This is a genomic window from Vibrio sp. 1F253 (genome assembly GCF_041439295.1).
GTDB classification, from domain to species: domain Bacteria; phylum Pseudomonadota; class Gammaproteobacteria; order Enterobacterales; family Vibrionaceae; genus Vibrio; species Vibrio tasmaniensis_A.
Map to the genome: position 1 here is coordinate 14,872 of NZ_JBGONU010000026.1, position 13,974 is coordinate 28,845.

At 44.5% G+C, this 13,974-nt stretch carries 9 protein-coding genes; 5 read left to right on the forward strand and 4 right to left on the reverse strand.

What is annotated here, in order from left to right:
* Positions 1 to 297: 297 nt before the first annotated feature.
* A complete protein-coding gene (gene torD, locus ACED28_RS13870; RefSeq protein WP_371710088.1) occupies positions 298 to 945 on the reverse strand; it encodes a molecular chaperone TorD in 648 nt (215 codons plus the stop codon).
* A gap of 287 nt (positions 946 to 1,232) precedes the next feature.
* Between torD and torR the strand changes: the two genes are divergently transcribed.
* The gene (torR, locus tag ACED28_RS13875; protein ID WP_371710089.1) at positions 1,233 to 1,946 is read left to right on the forward strand and encodes a two-component system response regulator TorR; all 714 of its coding nucleotides are present in this window, start codon (positions 1,233 to 1,235) and stop codon (positions 1,944 to 1,946) included.
* Between the two features lie 91 nt (positions 1,947 to 2,037).
* Here the strand turns inward: torR and elyC are convergent, their stop codons facing one another.
* Positions 2,038 to 2,844: an envelope biogenesis factor ElyC gene (elyC, locus tag ACED28_RS13880; RefSeq protein ID WP_086049120.1), complete on the reverse strand. Its 807-nt coding sequence runs from the start codon at positions 2,842 to 2,844 to the stop codon at positions 2,038 to 2,040.
* A gap of 115 nt (positions 2,845 to 2,959) precedes the next feature.
* On the opposite strand from elyC, the gene cmoM reads away from it, so the two are divergent.
* The 4 genes from cmoM to mukB all read left to right on the forward strand — a co-directional run bounded on the left by cmoM (position 2,960) and on the right by mukB (position 10,446).
* The gene (gene cmoM, locus ACED28_RS13885) at positions 2,960 to 3,745 is read left to right on the forward strand and encodes a tRNA uridine 5-oxyacetic acid(34) methyltransferase CmoM (protein ID WP_371710090.1); all 786 of its coding nucleotides are present in this window, start codon (positions 2,960 to 2,962) and stop codon (positions 3,743 to 3,745) included.
* Between the two features lie 125 nt (positions 3,746 to 3,870).
* Entirely contained in the window at positions 3,871 to 5,208 is a 1,338-nt protein-coding gene (gene mukF / locus ACED28_RS13890; protein WP_009846358.1) for a chromosome partition protein MukF, read from the forward strand.
* The gene (gene mukE / locus ACED28_RS13895) at positions 5,189 to 5,995 is read left to right on the forward strand and encodes a chromosome partition protein MukE (RefSeq protein WP_135443388.1); all 807 of its coding nucleotides are present in this window, start codon (positions 5,189 to 5,191) and stop codon (positions 5,993 to 5,995) included. Before mukF ends, mukE begins: the two co-directional genes overlap by 20 nt.
* Positions 5,992 to 10,446: a chromosome partition protein MukB gene (gene mukB / locus ACED28_RS13900; protein WP_371710091.1), complete on the forward strand. Its 4,455-nt coding sequence runs from the start codon at positions 5,992 to 5,994 to the stop codon at positions 10,444 to 10,446. The genes mukE and mukB overlap by 4 nt, the downstream gene beginning before the upstream one ends.
* A gap of 311 nt (positions 10,447 to 10,757) precedes the next feature.
* Here mukB and ACED28_RS13905 read toward each other — a convergent pair whose 3' ends face one another.
* Positions 10,758 to 12,650, reverse strand: coding sequence for a methyl-accepting chemotaxis protein (locus tag ACED28_RS13905; RefSeq protein WP_371710092.1), 1,893 nt, complete (start codon positions 12,648 to 12,650; stop codon positions 10,758 to 10,760).
* Between the two features lie 364 nt (positions 12,651 to 13,014).
* The gene (locus ACED28_RS13910) at positions 13,015 to 13,974 is read right to left on the reverse strand and encodes an alpha-L-glutamate ligase-like protein (RefSeq protein ID WP_371710093.1); all 960 of its coding nucleotides are present in this window, start codon (positions 13,972 to 13,974) and stop codon (positions 13,015 to 13,017) included.

Consider the following 13,974-nt stretch of genomic DNA (forward strand, 5'->3'; position numbering starts at 1 on the left):
ACTTTCCCAAAGTACGGAATGAAGTAGCCGTTAAGCTACCTAACTAAGAGCTTAAATTTGTAGGGCTCTTTGGGTACTAAAGTGCTAAAAAACAAAAAACCGCTATTGAGCGGCTTGTCTTAACACCGAAATGCTCTGAACTTCAATAAGTGTAGCATTTCGTGAATGTTTCATATTTTATCGTTTGCGGTCACAATTTTAGACTGACTAGAAATTACTCGCAATAAAATTCACCCAGAAATCCGGGTGAATGGTCACAATTCTATTGAATTTATTTATCGAGTCGCCAAAAAAAGCTTATTCGCCAGCTAGGTATTGAGTGTCCAATTTGCAGAATGCCAATAGCAGGGATGAGATTGAAGCGTAGAAACCGAATGTGTCAATGTCATGACATTTAACGTTGAACTTTGGTACCCAAGTAAGCAGTTGCTGTTCGATAAATTGTTGTTGAACAGCGAAGGATTTCTCTAGTTCTTCTTCAAGTTCAGTTTCGTTCGAACGAATGATTAGATTACCTAGGAAATCGAGTTCGATAGCAATGTGGTCAGCTGGCTCTTTTAGGTCTTGGTTAACCACTAAGTTGTGTTTAGCCATGATCTCTTCCATATCTTTTGCTGGCTTATCGTTCAATAGGCCAGTCTGGCCGATATACATAGAAGCGTAAGGAAGTGCGCCATGTTTATCAGTCTTTAAGAATAAGTCACAGAAGTCAGCAGACAATTCTAATTGAGCATCTTCACGTGTTTGTAGACGGTTGAGCGCATCCACTAAGCTATCAATCGCCGGCTTTAGTGTTTCATTTTCACCTAAACCAGTTAGGAAAGAACGAATTTCAACAGAGTGGTAGTGATCGAGTTCTTCTTGAGTGAGCTCTTTAGCGAACAAGCTTGATAGCCACCAGTATATTTCTGCTCGTTGTTCGTTGAATGCTTTCGTATCTTTCATTTCTTAGATCCTGATTTAGTCTTGTGGTGTGTGTATACCTAGCATCGTCGAGTGATTTGGGTATAGGCACACCAAGGCTGAATAACAAGGTTATTTGCGAAACGCAAAGTTACTCGTTAGTGGTAATGCCTATATTGAATTGCGATGGGCGACAAATAGCAAGGTTTAAGATTGTCTTGTATCAAAAAAAAATCATGTTTCTGGCTTTTATCTTCTGTAGTACTAGAATTGTTACGAGTTATGAATAGAATGGTCACTGAAACTATTAAATAAGAAAAGTGGTGTAGATGAGCTATCACGTATTAGTCGTAGAAGATGATGTGGTAACCCGCAGTAAACTGGTTGGATATTTCCAGAATGAAGGTTACACAGTGAGCGAAGCTGAAAGCGGGGCTCAAATGAGAAAAATGTTAGAAGAAAATAACGTTGACCTCATTATGTTAGACATCAACTTGCCAGGCGAAGATGGATTGATGCTAACTCGCGAATTACGCAGTCAATCAGACATTGGAATAATTTTAGTTACTGGACGCACGGATAGCATTGACAAGATCGTTGGCCTTGAAATGGGCGCAGACGATTACGTTACTAAACCCTTCGAACTTCGCGAGTTGTTGGTTCGAGTTAAAAACCTCTTGTGGCGTATTTCGGCTGCTCGTAAAACGGCAGCGGTTGCGGTAGAACAAACAGAAGACGAATCTGTGGTTCGTTTTGGTGAATGGACGTTTGATATACCTCGCCGTGCGCTAAGCAAGAACAGCGAGCCAGTGAAATTGACCAAAGCTGAATATGAACTATTGGTTGCACTCTCTTCTTACCCTAACCATGTATTAAGCCGTGAACGTATTTTGAATATGATCAGCCATCGAGTAGACGCGCCGAATGACCGCACTATCGACGTGTTAATCCGTCGTATGCGTGCAAAAATGGAGTTTGACCCTAAGAACCCACAAATTTTTGTGACGGTTCACGGTGAAGGTTACATGTTTGCTGGTGACTAATCTCCCGTGGAAAGCTGATTTCAGCAACGATACTTGAACGTAAAAAAACCGAGACATCAATGATGCCTCGGTTTTTTTGTTACTGAACTTTTTAATTGTTTATCATCGGAGTACTGCTCTCGACAGGGTCATTACTTGTGTCTAGCCAATCTCGCAAGCTTTGCCAAACTAATCCCATCGTCTCATGCCAATAGCGCTCAGTCTGCTCGAGATAGATAGCCTTAGGCATATACTTATTCCATGGTTCAACAATCCCTTCTTGTGCAAGGTAGTTGGTTGGAGCTGGTAATGGTTTCATGCCAGCGGCATTGAATTCATTAAGGGCGCGAGTCATATGGCTAGCTGATGTCACGAGCACCATTTTCTTATTCTTAACGAATGCAGCGGCTTGGCGAGCTTCTTCCCACGTATCTTTCGCAGTCTCAAGCAGAATGATATCGGGTTTTGCCACGCCGAGTGCTAGCGCTACTTTAGCCATCATTTTTGCGTTGCTCACCTCAGTGCCTGCGCCATAACCAGACAAAATGAGTTTAGCTCCAGGGTAAAGACGTAAGATACGAATCCCTTCACTTAAGCGCATCAGACCGGTGCGGCTAAGCTCTGAGGTTGGTGGGATTTGGTCATCAACAACGTGACCACTTCCAAGAACCATAATGTAATCGACGGTATCATCGATAGGTAAAAAAGCGGTGTGTTGCCTTTCCATTGGCATTAAAAGTTGACTAGAAACAGGCTGGAAAGCGATTAGGAAAATACCACAGAGGGCTGAAAGGGTAATTAGGCAACCTGTCTTCCTTTTTGCAGTAAACATCACTAGGGCTAAACCCAGAAAAGCGAGAATTAACATTGCTGGCAGTGGCATCAGTAACGAAGACACTACTTTTTTCAGCTCAAACATATCCGAATAGTCCGAAAAAACATCACTTAGTAGTAAAAAGAGACATCGCCTCTTTATTCCTGAAATTCCTGTGACAGAATAGCAGGCACGATAGGACATAATAACTCAAGTAGCCGTGACTGAAGACCGTAATTTCGACGATATTGCCCACAAATTTGCAAAAAACATTTACGGCTCTGACAAAGGAGAGATCCGTCAGTGCATCGTATGGGAAGATTTAGAACAAGCTTTGAGCAAGTTTGATCAATCCGCTTCGCCGCTGCATGTGCTTGATGCAGGCGGTGGACTTGCACAGATGTCACAAAAAATTGCGACACTAGGCCACAACGTTTCTCTGTGCGACCTCTCTTCTGAAATGTTGAAGCTCGCAGAAGAAAGTATCAGCGAAGCGGGTTTGCTCGATCAATATCGATTTATTCATTCTCCGGTACAAAAAGTGGCAGAGCATCTCGAAGAGAAAGTCGATTTTGTGATGTTTCATGCCGTAATGGAATGGTTAGCAGACCCAAAACAGGCACTTGATTTATTGTTGGAACAAGTAAAACCCGGTGGTATTGCCTCGATAATGTTTTACAACCACCATGGTTTAGTCCTGAAAAATGTGATTTGTGGCAACATTCCTCATGTATTGAATGGGATGCCACATCGAAAAAGGTTTAAGCTGCAACCACAAAAAGGCTTGAAGCCTGAAGAGGTTTATCAATGGATAGAAGACGCTGGTCTAGAAATCTGTGGTAAATCAGGCATTCGCTCTTTCAGTGACTACATAGGTAATATGGAGTACATGGGTGATTACCAATTTGAAGATGTATTGGAACTGGAAAAACAGTTATGTCGCCAAGAGCCATATCTGTCACTAGGCCGTTATATTCACGTTTGGGCTCAAAAACCTGCGCAATAACAGCGGTGAATGTGGTAAAAGAAGCCACAACATGCGCTATGCAATCGTAAGAAGCCCGCGTCATAAAGAAATAGGCGTCATATCTAATACATTCGATATGACGAAGAACAGTAACAGGAACCACAATGAGTGAAATGACTCAAACTGCCGAAGAGCAGCCAATTGATGAGTTGGTGGGCTGGGTCAAGCAGCATGATTTTTCATTAAACTTGCCACCAGAGCGCTTAGCATTTTTGATTGCTATCGCAGTACTAAGCAATGAAAGGTTCGATGAAGAGTTGGGCGAGGGTGAACTGCACGATGCATTTACCATCGTCACTCGACTGTTTGAAGATACTGGCGAAGCGTCTGCGTTTCGTGCCAACAACGCTATCAATGAGTTGGTTAAACAGAAGTTGATCAGCCGCTTTACCAGCGAAATCACAGATGGTGCAAGCATTTATCGCTTATCGCCATTGGCGATTGGTATCTCAGATTATTACTTACGTCACCGCCAGTTTTCTAAATTAAAACTGTCTATCCAGCTTTCTATGGTTGCCGATGAGATGGCAAAAGCCATTGAAGCCGCCCAGAAAGGTGGAACTCCGGGACATTGGAGAAGGAATGTGTACGGCGTGCTCAAGTATTCTGTTGGCGAAATTTTTGATCAGATCGATCTCAACCAGCGGGTTATGGATGAACAGCAACAAACCGTCAAGCAGCAAATTGCGGATCTGTTAAATAAAGATTGGCGAGAAGCAATCAACAACTGTGAGTCTTTGCTATCAGAAACCTCAGCCACGCTAAAAGAGTTGCAAGACACCTTGCAAGCGGCGGGTGATGAACTGCAAACCCAGATTCTTGATATTCAAGAAATTGTTTATGGTGACGATGAGCTCGAGTTCGTTGGCGAAACCCTATTTGGTTTGCAAATGAAGCTAGACCGAATCACCAGTTGGGGCCAACAAGCGATTGATTTGTGGATCGGCTACGATCGCCACGTGCATAAATTTATCCGTACCGCGATCGATATGGATAAAAACCGTGCCTTTAGCCAACGCTTGCGTCAGTCAGTCACTGACTACTTTGATGCGCCTTGGTTATTGACCTACGCAGACGCAGAAAAACTCACGGATCTTCGCGATGAAGCACTTGTGCTCCGTGATGACGAAGTGATGGGGCAAGCCCCAATCGACGTAGAATACGAAGAATTTGAGCAAGTGAACGATCTACTTTCAGAACGAATCGCAGATATGTTGAAAGCTCACAAACAGCAAGGTGCGCCAATTGATCTTGGCCTTGTGCTGCGTGATTACCTCGCAGCGCACCCTCGCACACACCATTTTGATTTAGCCAGAATTGTTGTCGACCAAGCCGTTCGCTTAGGTTACTCAGAGTCTGACTATCAGGCTATTCAGCCAGATTGGCAGGCAATCAACGATTTCGGTGCAAAGGTACAAGCAAATGTCATTAACAAGTACTGATGATTACATGCCAGAGAAACTGGTAAAAGCGATAGCGAACCCATTGTTTCCTGCGCTAGATAGCATGTTGCGTTCAGGCAAGCATGTTTCAACAGAAGACCTCGATAACCATGCGTTGCTTTCTGATTTTGAAGTTGAGCTTCAGCATTTTTATCAACGCTACAATACGGAACTGGTAAAAGCGCCTGAAGGTTTCTTCTATCTGCGCCCGCGTTCTACGTCTTTAATTGGTCGTAGTGTGTTGTCTGAGCTCGACATGCTGGTTGGCAAAGTATTGTGTTTCTTATACCTAAGCCCAGAGCGTTTGGCTCATGAAGGCATCTTCACCAATCAAGAGTTGTTTGATGAACTGATGTCGTTAGCGGATGAGAAAAAACTCATGAAGCTAGCAACCAACCGTGCGTCTGGTTCTGACTTAGACAAAGAAAAGCTGTTTGAAAAAGTACGTACTTCTTTACGCCGTTTACGTCGTATCGGCATGCTGATCGTGATTGGTGAAACAGGTAAATTCCGTATCAGCGAAGCGGTGTTCCGTTTTGGTGCGGATGTTCGTGTTGGCGATGATATGAAAGAAGCGCAATTACGACTTATTCGTGATGGTGAAGCTGTTGTTCATACTCAAGAGCCTAACCAAGGTAGCTTGTTGAATGAAGAGCAAACGGAAGCCGTATCAGAAATAGATTCAGACGTAGACGAAAACGGTCAACAAGACATTTTTAACGATCAAGCCGGCTTTGACCTTGAGTCAAACGATGGCGAACAAACAAAAGTAGAAGGTGAAGCATGATTGAAAGAGGTAAGTATCAATCATTAACCATGATCAACTGGAACGGTTTCTTTGCACGTACTTTTGATATCGATGGATTGGTTACAACGCTTTCTGGCGGTAACGGTGCGGGTAAGTCGACCACAATGGCGGCATTCATCACTGCACTTATTCCTGACCAAAGCCTTCTGCATTTCCGTAACACAACGGAAGCGGGTAGCTCACAGTCATCACGCGATAAAGGCCTTTACGGTAAGCTTCAGCCGGGTGCATGTTATGCCGCGCTAGATGTTGTGAACTCTCGTAATCAACGCCTATTGTTTGCAGTAAAACTGCAGCAAGTTGCGGGTCGTGATAAGAAGGTCGACATCAAACCGTTTGTAATCCAAGGCCTTCCAAGCCATGTGAAGCCAACGGATGTATTGATTCAGAACGTTTCAGACAGCCACGCTCGTGTGTGTCAACTGAACGACGTGAAAGCAGCGGTAGCACAATATGAAGGGGCGCACTTTAAAGCTTTCTCTTCTATTGTTGATTACCACTCACAGATGTTTGAGTACGGTGTTGTTCCTAAGAAACTGCGTAATAGCAGTGACCGTTCTAAGTTCTACCGTTTGATTGAAGCATCACTTTACGGCGGTATCTCAAGTGCGATTACACGTTCTCTGCGTGATTACCTTCTGCCGCAAAATGGCGGTGTGAAGAAAGCATTCCAAGATATGGAATCAGCACTGCGTGAAAACCGCATGACGCTAGAAGCGATCAAAACGACTCAGTCGGATCGTGACCTGTTCAAGCACTTGATCACTGAATCTACGAACTACGTGGCAGCTGACTACATGCGCCATGCGAATGATCGCCGTAATAAGCTTGATCAAACCATGAAGTTCCGTGGTGAACTGTTTGGTTCTCGCGAAACCTTGCTTGATCAAAACAACTTGTTGAACCGCGTTCAAGAAGAGCTCGAACTGCTGGTGGATCAAGAGTCAGCGCTAGAGCAAGATTACCAAGCGGCTTCGGATCATCTTCAATTGGTTCAAACAGCACTTCGTCAGCAAGAGAAAATTGCTCGTTACAGCGAAGATCTAGAAGAGCTTAATGAGCGCCTAGAAGAGCAGATGATGGTGGTTGAAGAAGCTCAAGAGCGAGTACTTCTTGCTGAAGAACAGGCAACCATAACTGAAGAAGAAGTGGATAGCCTGAAAACTCAGCTTGCTGACTACCAACAAGCGTTGGATGTTCAGCAGACTCGTGCGCTTCAATACCAGCAAGCGGTTCAAGCATTAGAGAAAACTAAACAGCTACTTGGTGATGAGTCTATTACGGCAGAAAGCGCATTAACTCTGGTTTCTGAACTAAAAGCACAAGAAGAATCAAGCACTCAAACGCTACTGTCTACTAAACATAAGCTAGACATGTCCTCAGCTGCGTCTGCACAGTTCGACAAAGCACTGTCTCTTGTTAAAAGCATCGTTGGTGACGTTGAGCGTAAAGAAGCGTCTAACAGTGCTAAGCAAGCGTTAGAAAAAGGCCGTAACGCAAAACACGTTGTTGAAAACGAACAGCAATGGCGTGCTCAGCACCGCGACATGGCTCGTGATGTGGCGCAGCAGCGTCAAGCAAAAGAGCTTGCGACTGAATACCAAAAGCAACACAACATCTCACTGACTGACGAAGCGGTTTTCGATGAAGAACGTGAACGCCATGCAATGCAGATCGATTCTCTTGAGTACGCTCAAGAAGAGCTGCGTGAAGCGAAGAGTGAGCAACGTCGTGTGCAACAAAACCACGACCAAGAGATTCAAAAACTTGAGTCTATTGCTCCAGCGTGGATCACGGCGAACGACGCACTTGAAGCCCTAAGAGATCAAACAGAAGCTGAGCTAGAAGATAGCCAAGCAGTAATGACTCAAATGCAGCAAGTGCTTGAAGACGAAAAATCTCAAGCGGTAGCGAAAGATCAATTGGCGACGCGCCGTTCTGAACTTGAACAAGAGATAGAGCGTTTAGCTTCTCCGGGTGGCTCTAACGATCCTCGCCTGAAAGGTCTGGCGGATACGCTTGGTGGCGTGCTGCTTTCTGAGATCTACGATGACATCACGATTGGCGATGCACCGTACTTCAGTGCGATGTACGGCCCGGCTCGTCACGCAATTGTGGTTTCGGACCTTGATGGCATTAAAGAGAAGCTGGTGGATCTTGATGATTGTCCAGAAGATCTTTACATCCTAGAAGGCGATGTAGACGCGTTTGATGACAGCTCGTTCAATGCCGATGAGCTTGAAGGTGCGGTGTGTGTTCAGCTGAACGATCGCCAAATGCGTTACTCGCGCTTCCCTGAGATTCCATTGTTTGGCCGTGCGGCTCGTGAGCAACGCCTAGAGAAATTGCGTGAAGAGCGTGACGTTGTGGTAGAAAACCATGCCAAAGCTGCGTTTGACTCTCAGAAACTGAATCGCCTATACCAAGCATTTAACAGCTTTGTTGCGAAGCATCTGCACGTTGCGTTTAACGCAGATCCAGAACAAGCACTGGCTGCTATTCGTGATAAGCGTAATCAAATTGTTCGTTCTCTGGCTGAGCTTGACTCTAAAGAGCAACAACAACGCAGTCAGCTTCTACAAAGTAAGCAAGCACTTGGTGCACTGGACAAATTGGCACCAATGGTTCGTATTCTTGAAGACGAAACATTAGCTGAGCGTCTCGCTGAATTAGAAGCACAACTAGAGCGTTTAAGCGAAGCTAAGTCTTACTTGAACACTCATGGCAAAGCGCTTACTTCATTGGAGCAAATCGTTTCTGCACTCGATGCTGACCCAGAGCAATTCGAAGCTTTGGAAGCCGAGTATCGTCAGGCGGACAGCGCGTTACAAACTCTAAAAGGTAAAGTGTTTGCTCTTTCTGACTTAATCGAACGTCGTCACTACTTTGCTTACGCAGATTCTGTTGACCTGCTTAACAAGAGCAGCGAACTGAGCGAACAACTGAAAGCGAAGTTGGTTCAAGCAGAACAAGCACGAGCTAAAGGCCGCGATGGCTTGAAGCAAGCTCGCGAACAGATGAACCAGTACAACCAAGTATTGGCAGCATTGAAGAGCTCGCACCAAGCGAAGCAAGAGACGGTTCAAGAGTTCAAGCAAGAGCTACAAGAGTTCGGTGTTAACGCTGATGAAGGTGCTGAAGAGCGCGCGGTTCGTCGTCGTGACGAGCTTCAAGAGCGTTTGCATACTTCTCGTAGCCGTAAGAGTGAATACGAACGCACGATTACCTCAACTGAACTTGAGATGAAAGCGCTGGCTAAGCGTCTTAAGAAAGTTCAGAAAGAGTACACAGAGCTTCGTACCTTCGTTGTTGCAGCAAAAGCCGGCTGGTGTTCAGTACTGCGTTTAGCTCGTGAGAATGACGTTGAACGTCGTCTGCACAAACGTGAACTGGCTTATTTAACGGCGGGCGAACTTCGCTCTATGTCGGATAAATCACTGGGTGCGCTACGTCTGGCTGTAGCCGACAATGACGACCTGCGTGATTCGCTGCGTCTCTCTGAAGACAACGCACATCCAGAGCGTAAGGTTCTGTTTTACATTGCGGTTTACCAACACCTTCGAGAGCGCATTCGCCAAGACATCATTCATACCGATGATCCGGTTGAAGCAATCGAAGAGATGGAAGTAGAGCTAGCTCGACTAACAGAAGAACTGACGCAGCGTGAAAACCGCTTAGCGATCAGCTCTGAGTCGGTAGCAAGTATCATAAAGAAAACGATTCAGCGCGAGCAGAACCGTATTCGTATGCTCAACCAAGGTCTGTCGAATATCTACTTTGGTCAGGTTAAGGGCGTGCGTCTGAACGTTAAGATCCGTGAAAGCCACGAGATCTTGCTATCAGGGCTAGCGACTCAACAAGATCAACACAAAGATTTGTTTGAATCAACGCGCTTTACCTTCTCTGAAGCGATGGCGAAGTTGTTCCAACGTGTCAATCCACATATCGATATGGGTCAACGTTCTCCGCAAGTTCTTGGTGAAGAGTTACTGGATTACCGTAACTACCTAGAGCTGAGTGTTGAAGTTAACCGTGGTTCAGACGGTTGGTTACAAGCGGAATCGGGTGCATTGTCTACGGGTGAGGCGATCGGTACGGGTCAGTCAATCCTATTGATGGTTATTCAGAGCTGGGAAGAGGAATCTCGTCGACTTCGTAGTAAAGACATCGTTCCATGTCGTTTGTTGTTCCTTGATGAAGCCGCTCGTCTGGATTCTAAGTCGATCTCTACGCTGTTTGAACTGTGTGACCGTTTAGGTATGCAACTTCTGATTGCTGCGCCAGAGAACATTAGCCCAGAGAAAGGTACAACCTACAAACTGGTACGTAAGGTCTTCAAAGACCACGAACACGTACACGTTGTTGGTCTGCGTGGTTTTGCTCAAAACAAACCGGTATCTCCTGTTCAAGAGCTTATCGAAACCCCTTAGAAGCGTAATCTATCTACCGTAAATTAATAGCCTCGAAGTATACACTTCGGGGCTTTTTTTGTTTGGCAGCTTCACGGGTCTCGTATTCTTTTGGTGAGGGTGAGGGTGAGGGTGAGGGTGAGGGTGGTATTCCTGAGCTATTTATAATGACTGACTGTGATTGGCATGACTCAGCCTGAACTTATTACCATATAAAAAACCGCCTTCTCAGAAGAGAAGGCGGTTTTAATTACGTTATCTTTTTTTAAGCCGAAGATTTTGATACTTAGGCTTTAACGTATAGGTTGTCGGTACGTTTAGCTTATCTAAGATTAGATCTTAAACATCTTTATCGTTTGATGCAGTTCGTCCGAAACATTATTAACATTTTGCGCTGTTTGAACATTTTGCTGGACGTCATCGACAGTCGCTCGCGCCAAATCATTTACATTCACTACATTTTCGTTGATTTCAACGGCTACTTGCGATTGTTCTTCCGCTGCCGCTGCAATCTGGTTGTTCATGTCTTGAATTGTCCCAATCTCATGCTGAATAGTATTCAGCATTTGACTCGCTTGATCTGACTTTTCACGAGTTACTTTAGCTGTTTCCGCATTTTCAACCATAAGCTCAACAGATTGTTTTGCTTGAGTTTGAAGTGATGAAATCATGGTTTGTATTTCGTTTGTGCTTTCTTGTGTCTTGTTAGCGAGGTTACGCACCTCGTCAGCCACGACGGCGAAGCCGCGACCTTGCTCACCCGCTCGAGCTGCTTCAATTGCTGCGTTTAATGCCAGCAAGTTTGTTTGCTCAGCAATACCTCGGATAACATCAAGTATGCTACCTACATTTTGAGTTTCTTTTTCAACACCAAGAATCGAATCTTGAACCTGCTCAATATTCGTTACAAGTAAGCTGATTTGCTGGTTCATGTCACCCACAGTCTCAAGACCTGACTGAGATGAAAGGCTTGCCTCATTGGATGATGATGATGCCTGCATCGCATTTTGAGCCACTTCCGCAACAGTCGCGGTCATCTGATTCATCGCGGTTGCAACTTGCTCTAGCTGCATCATTTGCTCTTCTGATGAGGTACTTAACTGATTTGACGAGGTCTCAAGAGATGAAGATTGTGATGAGAGAGAGTTTGAAGACTGCTCAATATTGCCAATAATGCCTTGGAGGTTACCTGCCATTTCAAGAGTTGAACGGTAGATCCCCGTTTCATCGCCATTTAATTTAGGGATGTTGGTCAGGTCTCCTGCCGAGATTCGACTAACAAGAGCCTCTATGTATTGTGGCTCCCCGCCAATAGGACGATACATTAATCGGGTGACTAATAAGAATGTTATTCCGGTTGCCATAACCGCGAAAATTAGACCAACTACAGTATTTATTTTCACCATCGCATTTGAAGGCGCTTCAATGTCGTCCCAACTTGCCCAAGCCCAAATATTCCAACCTAATGACTCAATTTGAGACGAAACGACATAAAAGTCGCCTTTATCTGGAACATTGTAAGAGTGCTCACTGGTCATCTTACTACCGTGTTCACGGTATGATGGTCGAAGATCGTAGATATTTTTACCAATAAAATCTTCATAGCTAGCGGCAACAAGGAAACCATCTTGGCGAGAGACAAATAAATTTGGAACATCAGATAACTCGTTTATGTAGTCTGTGATGTCACTCATTTTAAGACTAAGACCAATAACAGCTTTCGTTTCACCTCTGGCTTTGAAAGGGATAACAACTGACATAGTTAAATGCCCTGTTGTTGCTAGGTAAGGGTTGGTTACTGAGCGCTTTGCGCCTGAAAACCCAAGGTTGAACCACTCACGCTGTTTTTGTTTAGCATTAAAGTTGGGAATGATACCTTGATTTTTAACGTCGTAAGTTTTGCCATCAGGAAGACCGATGTAAATATTAAGAACACCAAGAGATTCTTTACTGTTCGTCATCATTTTCAACAGCATCGGGTTGATCATGATGTTACCGGATCTATCAGTATGGAGACTGGTTGAAATGCTTTCCAAAGCGCCGAAATACGCTTCCATTTTCCCTTCGACAGCTTTGGCTACAAGAAACGATTTCGTTGACAAGTTATGACGGTAGTCATCCGTGGTGGCAGACTTAAATTCGAAATATCCTATCGTAGATATAACTAAAATCGTTAAACAGATTAGGCCGCTAATTGTTAGCATAATCTTATTTTTGACGGTCATCAGAGCATTTCCTTAACAGTTGTTGCTTATTTTATTGACTAAATTATCCGTATGCTAACATAGGGTTACAATTTATTTGTTGGTCGTTTTGTAAGGGAAAGTCGTTACAAATAGGCTGTGTGAATACTTATGCGTGGGATTTACAATGAATAGGGTATCTAAACAAATTTGATGGGTTTTAATTGATTTTGATGGTGCGTATTTTTCTACTTCCTAGGCGGAATTAGCACAAATAAGTACCTTTTAATCTATTTTTGGTGTGAATGTGTTGCTGAAGTAAGCGTATAGAAAGGATTGGGATGCAAGGGGAGATAACCCCAAACACCCCAAATTTTGGCCTAAAATTTAAGTGACAAAATTTTGACTAGTTGTGACCGAACTGTTTTGCAGCGTAAGCAACACGCTCCGCAGGTTTTGGATATTCAGCAGGCGTGCCAAGGTTTTCAATATGATGCAGTCTAGGAAGTAGCCCCGCGCCGTTCGCGATTTGGATAGCTAAACCAGGTCGAGCATTAAGTTCTAGTACCATAGGGCCTTCTTCTTGGTCTAATACCATGTCAGTACCCATATAGCCTAAGCCCGTCATTTCCCAAGCGCTTGATGCTAGAGTTAACAGCTTTTCCCAGTGAGGAACTTGTAATAACGCGAGTTCTTTACCCGTATCTGGATGGTGTGTAACAGGCTGATCGAACTGAACCGCTCGAACCGCTTTACCTGTCGCAATGTCTATACCCACACCAACAGCACCTTGGTGCAAGTTAGCCTTACCATCTGAATCTGAAGTGGACAGACGCATCATCGCCATCACAGGGTAGCCTTTGAATACGATGATTCGTACGTCTGGCACACCTTCGTAGCTGAAGCCTTCAAAACACTCATCAAACTTGATGAGGTTTTCAACTACGGCCACATCGTTCTTGCCACCCAGCGAGAAAAGGCCCGCGAGCGCGTTACTGATATGGCGCTCTACATCTTCTTCATTGATAGTAGAACCCGATGGTTTGGTGTAAACCCCATCTTTATGAGAGATCACAACAAGGATGCCTTTACCACCACTGCCTTGAGCGGGCTTGATTACAAAACCCGGCCACTCTTTAACCATCTTGTGGATTGTTTTTACTTCAGCTTGGTGACTAATCACGCCAATAAGCTTTGGCACGGTGGCGCCAGCCTGTTCAGCAAGGATTTTAGTCTTAAGCTTGTCATCAACGAGTGGGTACTTGGAACGATCATTGTAGCGGCCAATATAACTATGGTTACGCTTGTTCATTCCCATTATGCCTTTGTCTTTCAACTTAAACGGTGAAGTAAATTGATCAAACAT

Coding starts and splice junctions, on each gene's coding strand:
- torD (WP_371710088.1), bottom strand. CDS start 945: ATGAAAGATACGAAAGCATTCAACGAACAACGAGCAGAAATATACTGG.
- torR (WP_371710089.1), top strand. CDS start 1,233: ATGAGCTATCACGTATTAGTCGTAGAAGATGATGTGGTAACCCGCAGT.
- elyC (WP_086049120.1), bottom strand. CDS start 2,844: ATGTTTGAGCTGAAAAAAGTAGTGTCTTCGTTACTGATGCCACTGCCA.
- mukF (WP_009846358.1), top strand. CDS start 3,871: ATGAGTGAAATGACTCAAACTGCCGAAGAGCAGCCAATTGATGAGTTG.
- mukE (WP_135443388.1), top strand. CDS start 5,189: ATGTCATTAACAAGTACTGATGATTACATGCCAGAGAAACTGGTAAAA.
- mukB (WP_371710091.1), top strand. CDS start 5,992: ATGATTGAAAGAGGTAAGTATCAATCATTAACCATGATCAACTGGAAC.
- ACED28_RS13905 (WP_371710092.1), bottom strand. CDS start 12,650: ATGACCGTCAAAAATAAGATTATGCTAACAATTAGCGGCCTAATCTGT.
- ACED28_RS13910 (WP_371710093.1), bottom strand. CDS start 13,974: ATGTTTGATCAATTTACTTCACCGTTTAAGTTGAAAGACAAAGGCATA.